Below are 17,649 nucleotides of genomic sequence, written 5' to 3' on the forward strand. Positions count from 1 at the left end.
CCGGGCGGGTCTCGCGGCCTCCGCGGTGGGCTGGGTCGGTCGGTGCGGCGTCATGGTTCGTTGGCGTCGGGCCGGACCGCGGCTCTTACTCCTCCTTCCGACGGTCGAGCAGGTAGTCGCGCAACGCCACCGCGTTGTTGCGCTCCCGATCGCGGGAGCTGTAGAGCAGCGAGATGTCACCGGCCGCGGCGGCGTCGGCGAGCGGCCGCCAGGCGTCCGGGCACCCGTCGAGCTCGGCCGAGTACCGTCGCCGGAACTCCGGCCACCGGTCCGGCCGGTGGTCGAACCACTTCCGCAGCTCGTGGCTCGGGGCGACGTCGGGCAGCCAGGCCTCCAGCCGCAGGGCGTCCTTGCGCACTCCGCGCGGCCACAGCCGCTCGACCAGGAACCGGCGGCCACCGTCGTCGTCCTCGTCGTGGACGCGGACCAGCGCGATCGTGCCCACGGATGCCTCCCCGCCCGTCTCCGGTCCACCGCACCTCGACCCGGTCGACGTGCTCACCCCGACGACGTCCTTCCCCGGACGTCGTCGCTCTCCGGTCGGGGGACGCGTCGCGCGGACGGCGGTACGACGGCGACCGGGGCGCTGACCACTCCCACCAGGCGCCGGCCGACGGACGGTGTCGTCAGCCGCGCGAGCGCCCACCGACCGGAGCCGACGACGGTCAACGCGGCCCCGCGCGCCTCGTGGGCGACGACCTCCAGCGGATCGCCGCAGACCGGACGCGCCTCCACGGGCACGTCGGGGAACCGGGATCGGGTGGCGGCCACGGCGCGCTCGAGCACGACCCCGGCGTGCGACTCGGCGACCTCGGCGTCCCCCCGTACGGCCTCGAGGTCTGCGCAGCTGTCGGGACGCCAGGCGTGCACGGCGCGCAGGGGTACGCCTCGCTGACGCGCGGCCTCGAAGGCGAACTCGATCGCCGCCACCCCCGTCGGGGTCCCGTCCACCAGGACCACGACGCGCGGACCCGCCGGCCGGGTGGTCCGGCGGTCGCACGGGTGGACGACGACGACCGGGCAGGCGGCCCGGCCGAGGAGCCGCGCGGCGAGCGCCCGGCGCCGCATCCGTGCTCCGGGGGCGGTCCAGCCGAGGACGAGGAGCCCGGCGTCGCGGGTCTCCGCCCAGAGCGGTCGCGGCCCCCGGCCCGGCAGCACGTACGCGAAGACCTCGAGGTCGGACGCCACCGTGCGGGCCCGTGCCCGGAGGGCCGTCAGCACCCGCTCGCCGAGCGCCTGCTGCTCGTGCACGTCGATGTCGGGCACAGGCCGAGCGGATCGACGAGCGCCGGGAACGGGGACGGGCGGACGAGGAGCAGCGCCGAGCCCCTGGCCGCGGCCTCGGCGGCCGCCCAGTCGACCGCGGCCTCCGATGCCGGCCCGTCGTCCACGGCCACCACGACCGGCCGACCGCGAGGTGTTGCGTCCATGTCCGCCACCTCCCGAGGAAGGCCTACGACGAACGGCCCGGTCGGGCCATAAGTATCGTAACACGATGTATTCTGGTCCTGCCGCCACCACCACAGGGAGGAGTGGCCGTCATGGCCGCTGACGTCGAGATCGAGCCGCAGGGCGAGCACGAGTACCTGGTCCACCTCACCTCCGGCGAGGAGGTCAGCGAGTCGTGGTTCGACGTCTCCCCCGACGTCCTGCGCGAACTCGGCGTCCCGCCCGCGCAGGAGGCGGGCCTCGTCCAGCGCACCGTGGAGTTCCTGCTCCAGCACCAGGAGGTCGCGGACTTCCCGCAGCTCGTCGAGCTGGAGGACGTCCTGGCCGGTTACGACGGGTACCGCGACGCCGTGCGCTCCCGGTGACGCGCCCCGGCCAGGGTGAGCAGCCGGCCGGAGGTACGACGGGCCCCGCCTCCGTCGAGCCCCTCACCAAGCAGGACTTCGAAGCGCTCGCCCGCTTCCGGTTCGCGATCCGGCGCTACCTCCGGTTCAGCGAGGAAACCGTCCGACGACACGACGTCACGCCCCAGCAGTACCAGCTGCTGCTCGCCCTCAAGGGGTTCCCGGGGCGGGAGTGGGCGACGATCCGCGAGCTCGCGGACTGCCTGCAACTCCGGCACCACAGCGTGGTCGAGCTGGTCACCCGCGCTCAGGGCCAGGACCTCGTGCAGCGCACCGCCGACCCCGGGGACGGCAGAGCGGTGCGCGTGGTCCTCACCTCGGAGGGCGATCAGCTCCTCAGCCGGCTGGCCGCCCTGCACCGCGACGAGCTCCGCAGGATGGACACGGCCCTCGCCCCACCCACCTGGCACGGGTCGCCCTGACAGCCACACCCCGACGGAGGAGGCCTTCGTGGCTACGACGACCGAACTGCTCATCGACGAGCACGCCGTGCTCGTCGAGCAGGTCACCGCTCGCACCGATGACGTCCTGCATGCGCTGGCCCAGCGCCGGCGACCGACCGGGGAGCTCCACCGGCTGCTCCGGTACCTGCGCCACGACCTGCTGGACCAGACGGTGCAGGAGGAGCGGCTGCTCTTCCCCTCGATGGGCGGGTGCGGCGCCGAGCACGTCCGCCCGCTGCTGGCCGACCACGTGGCTCTCCGGCGATCGGTCGAACGGATCGCCGACCTCACCGCCGACGCGAGCGGCGCGGCGGACACCGATCAGCTCGAGGATGTCCTGCGCGAGCTGTCCCGGTTGCTCAGCGCGCACGTGGTCCGCGAGGAGCGGGCACTGGCGCCGGTCACGCTGGACGGGGTCGGGGCTCGACGGGCGCCTCCGTGGTCCCGCCGCTGGTTCTGGGTCCTGGAGAGCCCCGTCGTCGACCTGGACGCCCTGCCGGCCCCGGCCGTGGCCGATGCGGTCACCCGGCGGTCGGCTGAGCTGCGGATGGGCGAGAGCGTCGAGCTGCGGTGCAGCAGGGAGCTGCCCGCCCTCCGGGTCGTCCTCGCCCGACTGCGGTCGTCCGCCGTCCGCAGCACCGCACTCAGCGATGGCCCCCACCGGTGGAGGACGCGGCTCACCCGTCTCGAGTGACGCGCCCGACCGCGGTGCCGAGGTGCCGAGGTGCGGCAGGCTCAGCGGGCGGTGAGCCCCTTCCGGTGGCCGGCGCCCCACGAGCGCCACATCGCCGCGCCGGCGATGAGCAGCTGACCGGTGACCAGCCACGTGCCGAGCCACGTGAGTCCCGATGTCCCGAACGCCGCACCGTGCGCCGCGTGCGGCGAGCCGGCCAGGAACGTGCCGTGCAGGAGCAGCATCCCGACGTCGACGGCCCCGGTCAGCGCCCACACCGACGGTGTCGCCGCCCGGCAGAGGTGCCAGGCGCACGGTAGGCAGGCCAGCGCCATGCCGGCCATGGCGAGCGAGGCGAGCGACGAGGACGTCACCTGCAGCAGGTGGACGACCACCGACCCCAGGACCAGGACGGCGGCGACCCGGCCGAGACCGGTCACGAGCAGTGGCCCGGCTCGCCCGCGCAGTGGGCGGAGGTCGACCGCGGCACGCCCAGGGCCGGGTTGCGGTCGAAGAAGCCGACCGGCTTGAGGGTGAAGCCGGTGTGGTCGGTCGGCATGACCGGCCAGTCCTCCGGGCGCGGGAAGTGGGTCAGCCCGAAGGTGTGCCACAGCACGACGTCGGTGTTCTCGATGGGGGCGTCGTCGGCGACGAACGCGGGCAGCCCGCCGGAGCCGGGGTGCTGGTTGACGAGATCACCGGCCGCGTACCGCTCGGCGGGGTCGTAGGCGGTCACCCACAGGCTCTTCGCGGCGAACGTGGCCCGGGCGTGCACCGAGGACTCCTCGTCGGCGAGCAGCAGCGGCGCGGCCTCCGCGTGCAGCTCGTAGCCCACCGGCCGGCCGAGCCGGTTGGTCACCGACGGGTTGACCACGTGCCAGGTGCGCCCGACGGTCGCGTCGGTCGTCCGCGCACCCTCCGACTCGCGGGTCAGCGGCGTCATGCGGCGGGTGAACGCGTTGCCGTACGGGTTGCCCTCCCCCATCGGCACGCGGACGGCGTCGGCCTCCAGGACGGTGTTCGCCACCCCGTCGACGGCCATGTCCAGCCGCGCCGAGAACAGGTGCTGGTGGAACGGCGCCCCGAGCCCGGGCGCGATCTCGGTGGCGTACGGGTGCTCGTCGCCGCGGTAGGACGACGTGAACACGATGCCGGTCGCCTTGCTCTCCAGCTGGATGGTGCCGTCGGTGTAGAGGTACCAGTAGAAGCCGTAGTCGTAGTTGCCGACCGTGGTGAAGAAGCTGATCACCAGCCGCCGCGAGCGGCGGGTCTCGGCCATCTGGGTGAACAGGTCGGTGTGCTTCCAGCCGACGCCGTGGTCCTCCTCGTGCAGGCAGATGGCGTTGCGCAGCGTCCGCGGGTTGCCGTCCTCGTCGGCCAGGGTCGCGTCGAAGTAGTGGATCTCGCCGAGGCAGTCGCAGCCCAGCTCGAGCGAGTTGGTGTACCGGGCGAAGAGGTACTCGCCGGTGTCGAAGTAGTTCTGCCAGAACCGCACCGGCGACGGGTCGCCGTAGGGCACCACCATCTCGGCGATCGACGCCCGGTACACGACCGAGCGCCCGTCCACGCTCACCTGGTGGAGCACGAGCCCCTCGCGGGCGTCGAAGCCGACCCGGAACTCCCAGCCGGCCCACCGCACGACGTCGTCCTCGACGGTGAACGACGGACCCTCGGGCTGGGTGATCTCGATCGGCTTCAGGTCGCGGTGGACGTCGGGGTCGAGCTCGCCGCGCTCGGCCGGCACGGGCAGGTCGTAGTGGTCGTGCACCGCCGTCGCCACCCCGCGGGTGACGTCGACGTAGGCCACGACGCCGTCCACCGGGTGCGCCCACGGCAGGTCGGCCGGGTCCGCCTGGTGGAAGCCGAGCACGCGGATGATCCGGTGGCCCTGCTCGTCCGGGAAGTAGGAGCCGGCCGACAGCGCGCAGGCGCGGACGTCGGCGACGTCCAGGCCGCGCTTCGCCATCGCGGCGATCCAGCGCTCGTCGGCGGCGAGGATCGGCTCGATCGCGGCGAACTCCTCGTCGAGAATCGGCACCTGGCCGTCGACGAGCGCGTCGACCGGCACGTCGCGGACGACCCGTCCGTCGGTCAGCGACACCAGCAGGTCGCGGCCGTCGCCGGTGGACCGGTCCAGCAGGAGCACCCGCACGCGGCGCTCGACGGGCTCGCCCGGCGACCAGGCGAGGACGTCGCGCTTGTGCGGCTCCTCGAGCCCCACGTAGACGAACTTCGTGTGCCCGCCGACCAGCCCGGCGCCCCGCGTGATGTCGCGGGCGGCGGTGATCTCCTCGGCGGACAGCCGCGAGAGCGGGTGGGTCGCGGTGGTGGCGTCGGCGGCCAGGGTCATCAGGGGTGCTCCTCGCAGGGGTTCTCAGATCGTGCGGTGGACGGCGGCGCCGCCCACGAGCGTGAGCACGGGAACCGCCCCGCTCACGCCCTCGCCCGAGAGGATCGGGCGGTCGAGCAGGACGAGGTCGGCGAGCCTGCCCACCTCGACGGTGCCGAGCTCGTCGTCGACGCCGTTGGCGTACGCCGAGCCCCGCGTGTACGCGTCCAGCGCGGTGCGGAGGTCGAGCGCCTGCTCGATCTCGAGCGGCCGGGTCAGCGCGTCGGGCCCGACGGCGTGCGGGTCCTCGGGCGGTCCGACGCGGTGCACGGCGGTGTGCACCGCCCACAGGGGGTTCGGGTCGGTGACCGGCCAGTCGCTGCCCATCGCCAGCCGCGCGCCGGACCGGTGGAGCGCGCCGAACGGGAAGTGGTGCGGCTCGCGTTCCGGCCCCAGCAGCGGCAGCTTGCGCTCGACGATCTCCCGATCGCGGCGGGCCCAGAGCGCCTGGATGTTCGCGATGACGTCGAGCTCGGCGAAGCGGGGCACGTCGGCGGGGTCGACGACGTCGAGGTGCGCGATCTGGTGGCGGTTGCCGCTGCCGGGGTGGTTCGCGCGGGCGGCCCCGAGCGCGTCCAGGCACTCCCGGACGGCGCGGTCGCCCACCGCGTGCATGTGCACCTGGAAGTCCAGAGCGTCGAGCTCGGTGCAGATCTCCGCCAGCTCGACGGGGTCGATGAACGAGAGCCCGGTCGGCGTCCCGTGCGACGGGTTGCCGCTGTAGGGCGTCAGCATCGCGCCCGTGCAGTTCTCGCAGACGCCGTCCTGCATGACCTTGACGCTGGTGGCGCGGAACCTCTCGCGGGTGCTGGCCGCGCGCCGCTCGACGAGCCCGTCGACCTGCTCCAGGCCGTCGCCGGCCTCCCACCACAGCGCGCCGACGACCCGGGCGGTGAGCCGGCCGTCCCCGGCCAGCCGCAGGTAGGTGGGCAGCGGGTCGGGCATCCCCCACAGCGGGCCGACGCAGGCGTCCTGCCAGCCGGTGACGCCGGCGCGGTGCAGGTGCGCCTGGGCCTCGAGCAGCGCCCGCTCGGCGAACTCCGCGGTGATCGGCGGCAGCAGCCCGGTGACGAGGTCACCGGCCCGCTCGACCAGGACGCCGGTGGCGCGACCGTCGGCGTCGCGGTTGATGAGCCCGTTGGCGGGATCGGGGGTCCGGTCGTCGATGCCGGCCAGCTCCAGCGCGCGGGAGTTGACCCAGACGCCGTGCGCGTCGTGGCTCATGACCACGACCGGCCGGTCGGGGACGACGGCGTCGATCTGCTCGCGGGTCGGCAGCCCGCCGGGGAAGGCGTCGCCGTACCAGCCGTTGCCGCTGATCCACTCCTCGCCGGGGTGCCGGCGGGCGTACTCGGCGATCGCCCGCTGGTACGCCTGGACGGAGTGCGGCAGGCCGGACAGGTCGCAGGTCAGGCGCTGGACGCCGGCCGCGAGCGGGTGCACGTGCGCGTCGGTGAACCCGGGCAGCAGCGTGGCCCCGCCCGCGTCCACGACCTCGGTCCGCGGGCCGGCCAGCTCGCGCAGCGACGTCCGGCTCACCGCGGAGATGCGGTCGCCGGTGACGGCGACGGAGGTGAGCCCCTGCTCGGGGGCGAACACCTGGGCGTTCTCGACGACCAGCGACGGCGCGGTCACGCGTACGTCCTCTTCCGACCCGCCGTCCACAGCAGGGACGACGTCCGGTCCCACTCGGCGATCCCGCCGTCCACGTCGACGTCCACGACCAGGAGGGCGTCGGCCCGCCCGGAGTGCACGCGCGGCGCCTCGGCGACGACCTCGCCGAGCGGCGTGAGCACCCGGCTGCCGCCCAGCAGCGCCGTCGGCCCGGAGCCGCCGCACTGGTTGACCATCAGCCACCACTGGCCGTGCGCCAGCGCCTGGGCCGGGTGCAGCAGGTCCCACCACCGCTCGGCGGCCACCTCGTAGGCCGACACCGAGACGACCACCCGGGCGCCGCGCTCGCGCAGCGCCCGCGAGTACCCGGACAGGTCGCCGTCGAAGCAGATGCTCACCCCGGCCCGGCCCAGCGGCCCGGCGTCGACCACGGTGACCTCGCCGCCGGCGGCGAAGACGGAGTCCTCGCCGGTGTAGAGGTGCACCTTGCGGTGCGCGGCGACCAGGTCGCCGGACGGCGCGTACACCGGCGCGGTGTTGAACACCGCGCCGTCGCGCGCCTCGGGCACGGAACCGGCGAACAGCCACACGCCGTGCTCGCGGGCGGCGGCCGCGAGCGCCCGGCCACGCGGGCCGTCCAGCGGCTCGGCGGACGCGGCGACGTCGGCGGTCAGGCTCGCCGGGTCGTAGCCCGACGGCCACAGCTCGGGCAGCACGACCACGGCGCAGCCGCGCCCGGCGAGCTCGGCGACCCGCTCGAGGGCGTGGGCCAGGTTGTCCGCGGTGGCCCCGGGCCGGGGGTGCCACTGCGCGAGGCCGATCCGCGTCACGCCGACAGCTCCAGCGCGGCCTTCCGGTCCCGGGCGACCAGGTCGGCCGCGCGCTCGGCCACGACCATGATCGTGACGACCGGGTTGACCGAGGGGATGGTCGGGAACACCGACGCGTCCACCACCCGCAGCCCCGCCACGCCGCGCACCCGCAGGGACGGGTCGAGCACGGCCATCGGGTCGTCGTCGGCGCCCATCCGGCAGGTGCCGGAGACGTGGTAGACGGTCTGGTGGGTGGCCCGCAGGACCTCCGAGAGCTCCTCGTCTGAGGTGACCTCGGGCCCGGGGAACACCTCCCGGACCAGCCACGAGCGGAAGGGCTCGGTCCCGGCGATCCGCCGCGCCGCGCGGACGCCGGCCAGCAGCATCCGCTCGTCGTGCCCCTCGGGGTCGGTGAAGTAGCCGTAGTCGATGGACGGCGGCGCCGCGGGATCGGCGGAGGTGATCCACACCCGCCCCCGGCTCGACGGCTTGGCCACGTTCGGCGCGATCGAGAGGATCCGCTCCGGCAGCTGCACGCCGTAGGTCTTCGCGTGCTCCGCCCAGGGCTCGACCGGGAAGTGCACGAGCACGTCGGGCCGCTCCGGGTCGCCGTCGACCGACAGCATCGCCCCGGCGTCCCAGCCGCTCGCGCAGGTCGGCGGCGGGACCTCGCGGCCCTCCCAGACGATCAGGCCCTCGGCGTGGTCCTGCAGGTTCTCCCCCACGCCCGGCAGCTCGACCTGCACCGGGACCCCGGCGGCCTCGAGCACCTCCCGCGGGCCGATCCCGGACAGCTGCAGCAGCTTCACCGAGTCGATCGCGCCGCAGGAGACGACCACCTCCCGCCGGGCCCGGTAGGTGGCCGGTCCGCCGGCGGAGATGACCTCGACGCCGGCGGCCCGGCCGTCCTCCAGCAGCACCCGGCGGGCCTGCACACCGGTCACCACGGTGAGGTTGGGGCGGGAGTCCATCACCGGGTGCAGGTAGTGGTGCGACGTCGACCCCCGCTGGTTGGACTCGGGGGTGTAGCCGACCTCGAAGAAGCCGGCGCCCTCCGCCCGCCCGTCGAGGCTGCCGTCGTTCCACCGCTGACGCACCGGGAGGTCCAGGGCCGCGGCCGCGGCGGTGACCACGTCGGCCACGTACGGGTTGCGGTCGGCCTCGGCCACCGGCGCGATCGGCGTCTCCAGCCGGTCGAAGTACGGCAGCACCGTCTCCGGGTCCCAGCCGTCGGCCCCGTTCGCCACCCACTCGCGCAGGTCGGCCGGCAGCGGCCGCCAGGCGATCATCGTGTTGGCGTTCGAGCAGCCGCCGAGCACCCGCATCCGGGCCTGCCGGATGCCGCTGTTGCCCCGCGCCTGCGGCACGCTCCGGTAGTCGAGGTCGTACTCGCCCTCGAGCATCTCCGCCCAGCGGCGCAGCGAGCTCGCCCGCTCCTCGCCGCGGTCGTCCGGGCCCCACTCCAGCAGCGCGACCGTGACGTCCGGGTGCTCGGACAACCGCGCGGCGAGCAGGCAGCCGGCGGTCCCCCCGCCGACGACCAGGTAGTCGTACTCGGGACGCGACGTGCCGTGGTGGTCGAACTCGGAGGTCACCGGTAGTTCACCCACGTGGTCTTCAGCGCCGTGTAGTTGGCCAGCGCGTGCAGCGACAGGTCGCGACCGTGGCCGGACTGGCCGAACCCGCCGAACGGCGTCGTCACGTCCAGCGCGTCGACGGTGTTGACCGACACCGTCCCGGCCCGGAGCCGGCCGGCCACCCGGTGCGCGCGCGACAGGCTGTCCGACCACACCGAGGCGGCCAGCCCGTAGACGGAGTCCTCGGCCAGCGCGACGGCCTCGTCCTCGGTGTCGAAGGAGAAGACGGCGAGCACCGGGCCGAACACCTCCTCCCGGGCCAGCCGGCTGCTGGGGTCGACGCCGTCGAACACCGCCGGGGCCACGTATGCGCCGGTCGGGGCGCCGGGCACCGCGCCGCCGTCCAGCACGGCCCGCGCCTCGCGCCGGCCGAGCTCGACGTACTCCAGCACGCGGGCGGCGTGCTCCTCCCCCACCAGCGGCGCCATCCGCGTCGCCGGGTCGAGCGGGTCCCCCGGGCGCAGGTCGGCGGCCCGCTCGACGACCCGCGCCAGCAGCTCGTCCTTCACCGACCGGTGCACGACCAGCCGCGAGTTGGCCGAGCAGACCTGCCCCGAGTTGCCGAAGATCCCGAACACCACGCCGTCGGCCACCGCGTCGAGGTCGGCGGCGTCGGGGAACACGAGGTTGGCGCTCTTGCCGCCGCACTCGAGCCACACCTGCTTCATGTTCGACTCGCCGGCGTAGGTCTGGAACAGCTTGCCCACGGCGGTGGAGCCGGTGAACGCGATCACGTCGACGTCCGGGTGGCGGCCCAGCGCCTGGCCGGCGACCGGCCCGGTGCCGGGGACGACGTTGAGCACGCCGTCGGGCAGGCCGGCCTCGGCGGCCAGCCCGGCCAGCCGCAGCGCCGACAGCGGTGACTCCTCGGCCGGCTTGAGCACGACGGAGTTGCCGGCGGCGAGGGCCGGGGCGAGCTTCCATACCGCCGTCTCCAGCGGGTAGTTCCACGGGACGACCGCGCCCACGACGCCCAGGGGTTCGCGCGAGACCAGCGCGAGGTCGCCGGTGCCGGTCGGTGCGATCTCGCCGTACACCTTGTCGACCGCCTCGGCGTACCACTGCAGGATCGCCGCCGACCCCGGGACGTCGACCGTGCTCGTGGCGGCGATCAGCTTGCCGGCGTCGAGGCTGTCGAGCAGGGCCAGCTCGTCGGCGTGCTCGCGGACCAGCTCGGCCAGCCGCAGGAGCACCGCCTTGCGCTCGCCGGGCGCCCGGCCCGCCCAGCGCCGGTCGGCGAAGGCGCGCCGGGCCGCAGCCACCGCCCGGTCGACGTCCTCGGTGCCGCAGGCGGCGACCTTGGCCAGCACCTCGCCGGTCGCCGGGTTGACGCTGGCGAACCGGTCGCCGTCCGCGGCGGGGACGTACGCCCCGTCGACGAACGCGTCGGTGCGTGGCTCGACGGCCCGGGCGAGGGCGTGCCAGTCGCGGTCGGTCACGTCAGCCCTCCGTGCGCGCCATGACCGCGGCCGGGGCGGTGGCCACCGGCTCACCGCGGCGCGGCACCCGGCCGGCCCGCTTCATGAGCACGTAGTACAGCGGGCAGATGACGGCCAGGCCGACGATCCAGGAGATGTCCACGCCCTGCAGCTGCTCGGCCACCGGACCGGTGTAGAGCGTGGTGGACAGGAACGGGATCTGCACCGCGATGCCGAGGAAGTAGCAGACCACGGCGATGACGTTGACCTTCCCGTACACCCCGCCGTCCCGCTCGAACAGCGAGGCGATGTCGTAGTCGCCGTGCTTGATCGCGTAGTAGTCGACGAGGTTCACCGCGGTCCACGGCACCAGCACGCAGAGCAGCAGCAGCATGAAGTTGGTGAAGTTCACCAGGAAGTTGTCCTTGCCCGCGATGGCCATGACCAGGGCGGCCAGGAAGAGCACGGCGGAGACCACGGCGCGGGCGGCGGCGCGGGGCACCCAGCGGGCGAAGAGCGTCTGCCCGACGGTGATGGTCGACAGCGCCCCGCAGTAGAGGTTCATCGCGTTCGTGGCGGCGATGCCGATGCCGAAGACCGCGATGACCAGCGTGCTCACACCGTGGGTCAGCTCGCCCAGCCCGCCGACGGTGTCGGCGTCGGGCAGCGCCGCGCCCAGCAGTGCGCCGAGGAGCATCGGGAACAGCGACCCGAGGACGGCGCCGCTGTAGGTGGCCCAGAACGCCGGTCGCACGCCGGTGTCCTTCGGCATGTACCGCGTGTAGTCCGAGACGTAGGGCGCGTAGGCGATCTGCCACAGGGCGGCCAGCGACAGGGTGCCGAAGAAGCCGAACCACGAGAAGGAGCCGGCGCCGAAGCTGCCCTCGGGCATGCCGTTGACGCCGAGCACCCAGATGAAGGCCAGCAGGAGGACGACGCCGGAGACGACGCTCATGACCCCGGCCAGCGCGTGGATGAGCCGGTAGCCGACGACGGCCCCCACGACGCTGACCAGGCCGATGAGCACGATGGCGAGGTTGTCCCCGAGCCCGAACAGGCTGGCCACCGCCTGGCCCCCCAGCACGAGGTTCGAGGCGAAGAAGCCGACGTACATGAGGATGACGAGGACGACGACCAGCAGGCTGCCGTACGAGCCGAACTGGGCCCGCGTCTGCAGCATCTGCGGCACGCCCATCTGCGGGCCCTGCGCGGCGTGCAGCGCCATGACGACGCCGCCGACGACGTTGCCCACGACCAGCGCGGCGACCGCGGCCCAGACCGGCAGGCCGTAGACCGCCGTGGCCACCACGCCGGTGGCGACGGTGAGCAGCATGATGTTGGACCCGAACCAGATCGTGAACAGGTTCCAGGCCCGGCCGTGCCGCTCGGTGACCGGGATGTGGTCGATGGTGCGCTTCTCGATGCGCACGTTCTCCTGCACGGGTCCGTCCATCGCGCTCTCGTCTCTCCTGGAGGGGCGGTATCGCCACAGACCATCGCGCGGCGCGAGCAGTCTGCCAAACAGTAGAAACCGCGCTCTTGCATCTACTGGAGTGATGCAACGCACACGCCGCACGCCCGAAACGTCCCCGGAACATCCTCGCGCCCGCCGGGCAGCGCGACGGGCCCGCCCCGGTCGGTCGACCGGGACGGGCCCGTGGCGGAACGGGGCGGGAGCGGGTCAGGCGCGGGGCAGCTCCGCCGGCTCGGCGTGCGGCGCCGCCGGCTGCGTGCGGCGCAGGACCGCGCCCCGCGCGTAGCCGGTCAGCGCGAGCGCGACCACGACGACGAGGGTGCCGATCGTGAACAGCTCGAAGTTCAGCTGCGAGACGCCCCAGACGTCCTCGAAGGGGTAGTCGATGCCGAACAGCGCCTCGATCGTCCCCGGGAACACCGCCACCCAGGAGCCGAAGGCCACGAAGGCGAGCACCACCGCCGCCAGGACGGTGAAGCCCCGCCGTCCGCCGGGGACGACGAACGGCCGGGGGACGTCGCCGTGCCGGTTCTTCAGCCGGATCACCGCCGGCAGGATGACCACGTAGCTGATGAGCAGGGTCGAGATGGCGACGGTCAGCACCACGGCGAACACCGCCGCGGCGGTGCCCTCGACGAGGGTCATGGCGGCCAGCAGGAAGACGGTGGAGACGACGCCGGAGAGCAGGTTCATGCGCACCGGCGTGCCGAGCCGCTCGCTGAACACGCCCAGGGAGCCGCCGAAGAACGCGCCGTCGGCGGCCGCGACCGCCTGCATGCGGTCGGTGGCCATCATCCAGGCGCTGCCCTGCGTGAGGAGGGCGAAGATGAACGCCAGCGCCGTGAGCGCGACCAGCGGCTCCGCGGCGCCGCCCCAGATGCCGTAGGCCGTCTCGATCGTCGACATCACGCCGGCGTCGGCGATCCGGTCGGCCGGGGTCACCAGGACGATGGTCAGCACCGGGACGACGTAGGCGAGCAGGGTGATCACCGTGCCCCGGGCGATGGCGACGGGGGTGTCCCGCTGGGCGTCGTGCATCTCGTCGGAGGCAGCGCTCGGGGCCTCGAACCCGACGTAGGCGAACAGCGCGATGGGGACGATGGCGAGGAAGCCGGTCACGGTCGGCGCGAACGACAGGCCGCCGCCGGAGCCGCCCTCCTGGAGGGCGTAGACCAGGGCGGTGAGGCAGAGGCTGAGCAGCACGAGCAGCTTGGCCACGGCGCCGGCGTTGATGACCTTCTTGCCGCGCTTCAGGCTGACGATGGCCAGGACGATCGCCAGCCAGACGAAGACCAGCTTGAACAGGTAGTCGCCGACGCCGCCCTCGTCGGTCGTCACGACGTACTCCGACCACGCCTCGGCGGCGATGAAGGCCAGCGAGCCGCCCAGCCAGATCGGGTTGGTGATCCAGTAGAGGACGACGGCGACCGCGGCCCACGCGCGGCCGAACGCGAGCTTGACCCAGTGGTACGGGCCGCCCTCGGCCGGGAACGCCGCCGAGGTCTCGGAGAAGACCAGCGCGTAGGGCACGAGGAACGCGACGGCGAGGAAGCTCGCCCAGACGACCCCCTCCCCGCCGCCGGAGGCCATGAGGCCGATGGTGTCGATGCTGATGACGGCCGCGACGATGAAGAAGACGATGTCGGCGCGGCCGAGCGTGCGGCGCAGCCGGCTCTGCTGGAGCGCGGCGAACGCGGTCTGCTCGCTGGGTGGGACCTCGGACATCTCGACCTCCGGGTGAGTGGTTTCGGCGGACCCTATGGCCCTCACCCGGATCGGCGAAGCAGGAGATCTCGATGCGTCGCATCACTTGCGGCGCTGTACGTTTGCCGCCACGCCGCCGACATGCCGCGGCGACCGAGCAGGCGACCGAGCAGGTGGGAGGGACCCGGTGGGCCGTCGTCCGGACGTCACCCTCACGCAGCTGCGCTACTTCGTCGCCGCGGCGACGCACGGCAGCATGACCCAGGCCGCGAACGAGGTGCGGATCGCGCAGTCGGCGCTGTCGGCGTCCGTCGCCCAGCTGGAGCGGCAGGTCGGGACGCAGCTGTTCATCCGGCAGCGGGCGCGCGGGCTGGTGCTGACCGCCGCGGGCGAGGAGTTCCTCAGCGACGCGCGCGCGGTCCTGGCCCACGTCGACGAGGTGCTCGACACCGCCCGCGGCCGCGGTGAGCAGGTGCGCGGCCGGATCCGGGTCGCCTGCTTCGTCACCCTCGCGCCGTTCGTCCTGCCGGAGCTGCTGGCCGACCTCGCCGAGCACCACCCCGGCATCGAAGTCGAGGTGATCGAGACCGAGGCCGAGGCGCTCGGCGCGGCGCTGCGCAGCGGGTCGGCCGAGATCGCGCTCACCTACGACCTGGGCCTGGGCGGCGAGATCGAGCGGCAGGTGGTCGCCCAGGTGGAGCCGCACGTGATCCTGCCGCCGGAGCACCGGCTGGCCGGCCGGTCCCGGATCCACCTCGCCGACCTCGAGAACGACCCGATGGTCCTGCTCGACCTCCCGCACAGCCGGGACTACTTCCAGGCGATGCTCACCTCGGCCGGGGTCACGCCGCAGATCCGCTACCGGTCGGCGAGCTACGAGACGGTGCGCGGGCTGGTGGCCCGCGGGCACGGCTACTCGATCCTCAACCAGCGGCCGGTCGAGGACGTCACCTACGGCGGCGGCCGGGTGGTCCCCTGCCGCATCGCCGACGACCTGGCCCCGCTGTCGATCGTGATCGCCCGCCTGTCGACCGTGCGGCCGACGGCGCGCTCCCGGGCGGTCGCCACCCGCGCGCGGGCGGTCCTGCAGGCCCGCGCGACCGCCGGCTGAGTCAAGCGCCGAGCCCGGCCAGCCGGCGCGGGTCGAGCAGCCGGTCGAGCACCTCCTCCTCGACGGCGCCGGTGCGCAGCACCAGCGAGCGGACGTCGCCCTCCCCCGCCAGCGCCGCCTTCGCGATCGCGCTGGCCGCGGCATAACCCAGGTGCGGGAGCAGCGCCGTCACCACGCCGACGCTGTGCGCGCTGACCGCGGCCAGGTGCGCCTCGTCGACCTCGATGCCGCGCACGCACAACCGCGTGAGGACGTCGAAGGCGCTGCTCATCCAGGCCATGCCCTCCAGCAGGCAGTGGCACATGACCGGCTCGAAGGCGTTGAGCTGCAGCTGACCGGCCTCGGCGGCCATCGTGACCGTGACGTCGTTGCCGACGACGCGGAAGGCGACCTGGTTGACCACCTCCGGGATCACCGGGTTCACCTTGCCGGGCATGATGCTCGACCCGGCCTGGCGCGGCGGCAGCCGCAGCTCCCCCAGCCCGGCCTGCGGGCCGGAGGAGAGCAGCCGGAGGTCGTTGCAGATCTTGGAGACCTTCACCGCGGTCCGCTTGAGCACCCCGGACAGCTGCACGAAGGCGCCGGTGTCCGCGGTGGCCTCGACCAGGTCCCCGGCCGTCCGCAGCGGCAGCCCGGTGACGTCCCGCAGGTGGCGGAGCACCACCCCGGCGTACCGGGGGTCGGCGGTGATGCCCGTCCCGATCGCGGTGGCGCCGAGGTTGATCTCGGCGAGCAGGCCGCGGGAGTCCAGGATCCGCGCCTGCTCCTCGGCGAGGGTCGCCGCCCACGCCGCGAACTCCTGGCCGACGGTCATCGGGACGGCGTCCTGCAGCTGCGTGCGGCCGATCTTCGGCACCGTCGCGAACTGCCGGCCCTTCTCGGCGAAGGCGGCGGAGAGCTCGCGCACGGCGCCGGCCAGCCGGTCCAGGCCCCCGAGCAGCGCGATGCGGACCGCCGTCGGGTAGACGTCGTTGGTGCTCTGGCTGGCGTTGACGTGGTCGTTGGGGTGCAGCTCGCCGTAGCTGCCCGGCGGGAGCCCGAGGAGCTGCAGCGCCCGGTTGGCGATGACCTCGTTGGTGTTCATGTTGGTCGAGGTACCGGCGCCGCCCTGCACGACGTCCACGACGAACGCGTCGTCGTGCCGGCCGTCGGCCACCTCGCGGGCGGCCCGCTCGACGGCGGTGGCGCGGCGGGCGTCGAGGACGCCGAGCTCGGCGTTGGCGCGCGCCGCGGCCAGCTTCACCGCGCCGAGCGCGGCCACCAGGTCGCGGTGCGTGCCGACCGGGGTGCCGCTGATCGGGAAGTTCTCCAGGGCGCGGGCGGTGTGGACGCCCCACAGCGCGTCCGCGGGGACGTCGCGCTCGCCGAGGAGGTCCCGCTCGACCCGGGTGCCGCTCATCGCCCGGCGCCGGCGACGTCGAGCGCGGTCCAGGTGAGCGCGGTGGCCGCGTCGAGCAGGGCCTTCTCGGCGTCCCCGCCCACGCAGTGCGCGGCGAACTCGGGCTGGTGGTTGAGCGCGGGCAGCGACCCGATGCCGACGTAGGGGTGGATGGCCGGCACCAGCTGGGAGACGTTGCCCATGTCGGTGGACGCCCGGTTCATCCGGCGGGCCGGCGAGTCGCGGTCGAACACCCGGCCCAGGCTCTCCGCGTTGCGCACGTACGCCTGCAGGGCGCGGGCGTCGGTGCGGAACTCGGCGTACGGCTTGCTCTCCGGGGTGATCTCGAGCTCGCAGCCGGTGGCCAGCGCCCCGGCCGAGAAGCACCGCCAGACCTTCTCCTCCGTCGCGGCCAGCTGCTCGAGGCTCTCGGCGCGCACGTACCACCGGCCCTCGGTCCGTGCCGGGATCGCGTTCGGCGCCTCGCCGCCGTTGGTCACGACGCCGTGGACGCGGACCGTGGGCGGCAGCTGCTGGCGCAGCAGCCCGACCGCGACCTGGGCGATGGTGAACGCGTCGGCGGCGTTGACGCCCTGCTCCGGGTAGGCCGCGGCGTGCGCCGCCTTGCCCTTGTAGGTGATGTGCGAGTGCGAGACGGCGAACGGCTCGGCCTCCGCGACGTCGACCGGTGCCGGGTGGGCCATCATCGCCAGGTCCAGGCCGGCGAACGCCCCGCGCTCCAGCAGCTCGATCTTGCCGCCCCCGCCCTCCTCGGCCGGCGTCCCGTACACCTCGATCGCGAGCCCCGCGGCGTCGGCGAGCGGCGCGAGGGCCCGGGCCGCGCCGACGGTGATCGCGGCGATGAGGTTGTGGCCGCAGGCGTGCCCGAGGCCGGGCAGGGCGTCGTACTCGGCGCACAGCCCCAGCCGGAAGGGGCCGTCGCCGTAGGTGGCGAGGAAAGCGGTGTCGAGCCCGAGGTAGGCGGGGGTGACGGCGAAGCCGGCCTCCTCGAGCGCCTCGGCCACCCAGCGGGCCGACCGGTGCTCCTGCCAGGCGGTCTCCGGGTGGGCGTGCAGCTGCTCGGAGAGCCGGACCAACCGCTCGGCGTCCGCCGCGACCGTGCGCGCGGCCTGCTCCTTCACC

Annotated in this window: 17 protein-coding genes; 4 read left to right on the forward strand and 13 right to left on the reverse strand. The window is 74.0% G+C overall.

Annotated features, from left to right (window positions below; all coding sequences use genetic code 11):
* Positions 1-85: 85 nt before the first annotated feature.
* The 3 genes from ACI8AF_RS18020 to ACI8AF_RS18030 are packed head-to-tail and all read right to left on the reverse strand — an operon-like array spanning position 86 to position 1,430.
* The gene (locus ACI8AF_RS18020; RefSeq protein WP_456541112.1) at positions 86-445 is read right to left on the reverse strand and encodes a DUF488 domain-containing protein; all 360 of its coding nucleotides are present in this window, start codon (positions 443-445) and stop codon (positions 86-88) included.
* A 53-nt stretch (positions 446-498) separates the two neighbouring features.
* Complete coding sequence (locus ACI8AF_RS18025) at positions 499-1,266, reverse strand: universal stress protein (RefSeq protein WP_456541113.1); 768 nt, start codon at positions 1,264-1,266, stop codon at positions 499-501.
* On the reverse strand, positions 1,215-1,430 hold the full coding sequence (locus ACI8AF_RS18030; protein ID WP_456541114.1) for a universal stress protein: 216 nt from the start codon (positions 1,428-1,430) through the stop codon (positions 1,215-1,217). Before ACI8AF_RS18030 ends, ACI8AF_RS18025 begins: the two co-directional genes overlap by 52 nt.
* Positions 1,431-1,541: 111 nt before the next feature.
* Between ACI8AF_RS18030 and ACI8AF_RS18035 the strand changes: the two genes are divergently transcribed.
* The 3 genes from ACI8AF_RS18035 to ACI8AF_RS18045 are packed head-to-tail and all read left to right on the forward strand — an operon-like array spanning position 1,542 to position 2,990.
* On the forward strand, positions 1,542-1,814 hold the full coding sequence (locus ACI8AF_RS18035; RefSeq protein ID WP_456541115.1) for a hypothetical protein: 273 nt from the start codon (positions 1,542-1,544) through the stop codon (positions 1,812-1,814).
* A complete protein-coding gene (locus ACI8AF_RS18040; RefSeq protein WP_456541116.1) occupies positions 1,811-2,275 on the forward strand; it encodes a MarR family winged helix-turn-helix transcriptional regulator in 465 nt (154 codons plus the stop codon). The genes ACI8AF_RS18035 and ACI8AF_RS18040 overlap by 4 nt, the downstream gene beginning before the upstream one ends.
* A 28-nt stretch (positions 2,276-2,303) precedes the next feature.
* Positions 2,304-2,990 carry a hemerythrin domain-containing protein gene (locus ACI8AF_RS18045; protein WP_456541117.1) on the forward strand — a complete coding sequence of 229 codons (687 nt, stop codon included), beginning with the start codon at positions 2,304-2,306 and terminating at the stop codon, positions 2,988-2,990.
* A gap of 41 nt (positions 2,991-3,031) precedes the next feature.
* Here ACI8AF_RS18045 and ACI8AF_RS18050 read toward each other — a convergent pair whose 3' ends face one another.
* The 8 genes from ACI8AF_RS18050 to ACI8AF_RS18085 form a co-directional block, all read right to left on the reverse strand.
* On the reverse strand, positions 3,032-3,409 hold the full coding sequence (locus ACI8AF_RS18050; RefSeq protein WP_456541118.1) for a hypothetical protein: 378 nt from the start codon (positions 3,407-3,409) through the stop codon (positions 3,032-3,034).
* Complete coding sequence (locus tag ACI8AF_RS18055; protein WP_456541119.1) at positions 3,406-5,319, reverse strand: primary-amine oxidase; 1,914 nt, start codon at positions 5,317-5,319, stop codon at positions 3,406-3,408. Before ACI8AF_RS18055 ends, ACI8AF_RS18050 begins: the two co-directional genes overlap by 4 nt.
* Positions 5,320-5,343: 24 nt before the next feature.
* Positions 5,344-6,993 carry an amidohydrolase gene (locus ACI8AF_RS18060; RefSeq protein WP_456541120.1) on the reverse strand — a complete coding sequence of 550 codons (1,650 nt, stop codon included), beginning with the start codon at positions 6,991-6,993 and terminating at the stop codon, positions 5,344-5,346.
* Positions 6,990-7,802 (reverse strand): carbon-nitrogen hydrolase family protein, encoded by an 813-nt coding sequence (locus ACI8AF_RS18065; protein ID WP_456541121.1) that lies wholly within the window; start codon positions 7,800-7,802, stop codon positions 6,990-6,992. The genes ACI8AF_RS18060 and ACI8AF_RS18065 overlap by 4 nt, the downstream gene beginning before the upstream one ends.
* On the reverse strand, positions 7,799-9,379 hold the full coding sequence (locus tag ACI8AF_RS18070; RefSeq protein WP_456541122.1) for a GMC family oxidoreductase: 1,581 nt from the start codon (positions 9,377-9,379) through the stop codon (positions 7,799-7,801). Before ACI8AF_RS18070 ends, ACI8AF_RS18065 begins: the two co-directional genes overlap by 4 nt.
* The gene (locus tag ACI8AF_RS18075) at positions 9,376-10,860 is read right to left on the reverse strand and encodes an aldehyde dehydrogenase (protein ID WP_456541123.1); all 1,485 of its coding nucleotides are present in this window, start codon (positions 10,858-10,860) and stop codon (positions 9,376-9,378) included. Before ACI8AF_RS18075 ends, ACI8AF_RS18070 begins: the two co-directional genes overlap by 4 nt.
* A 1-nt stretch (position 10,861) precedes the next feature.
* A complete protein-coding gene (locus tag ACI8AF_RS18080; protein WP_456541124.1) occupies positions 10,862-12,292 on the reverse strand; it encodes a purine-cytosine permease family protein in 1,431 nt (476 codons plus the stop codon).
* A 228-nt stretch (positions 12,293-12,520) separates the two neighbouring features.
* Positions 12,521-14,038, reverse strand: coding sequence for an APC family permease (locus ACI8AF_RS18085; RefSeq protein WP_456541125.1), 1,518 nt, complete (start codon positions 14,036-14,038; stop codon positions 12,521-12,523).
* Positions 14,039-14,204: 166 nt separating this feature from the next.
* Here ACI8AF_RS18085 and ACI8AF_RS18090 point away from each other — a divergent pair, with 166 nt between their 5' ends.
* On the forward strand, positions 14,205-15,128 hold the full coding sequence (locus ACI8AF_RS18090) for a LysR family transcriptional regulator (protein ID WP_456541126.1): 924 nt from the start codon (positions 14,205-14,207) through the stop codon (positions 15,126-15,128).
* Between the two features lies 1 nt (position 15,129).
* Here the strand turns inward: ACI8AF_RS18090 and ACI8AF_RS18095 are convergent, their stop codons facing one another.
* Together ACI8AF_RS18095 and ACI8AF_RS18100 are read right to left on the reverse strand one after the other, a co-directional pair.
* Positions 15,130-16,527: an aspartate ammonia-lyase gene (locus ACI8AF_RS18095; protein WP_456541127.1), complete on the reverse strand. Its 1,398-nt coding sequence runs from the start codon at positions 16,525-16,527 to the stop codon at positions 15,130-15,132.
* A complete protein-coding gene (locus ACI8AF_RS18100) occupies positions 16,524-17,648 on the reverse strand; it encodes a M20 family metallopeptidase (protein ID WP_456541128.1) in 1,125 nt (374 codons plus the stop codon). Before ACI8AF_RS18100 ends, ACI8AF_RS18095 begins: the two co-directional genes overlap by 4 nt.
* Between the last annotated feature and the right edge of the window lies 1 nt (position 17,649).

The sequence above is a fragment of the Blastococcus sp. SYSU D00669 genome (assembly GCF_054050715.1).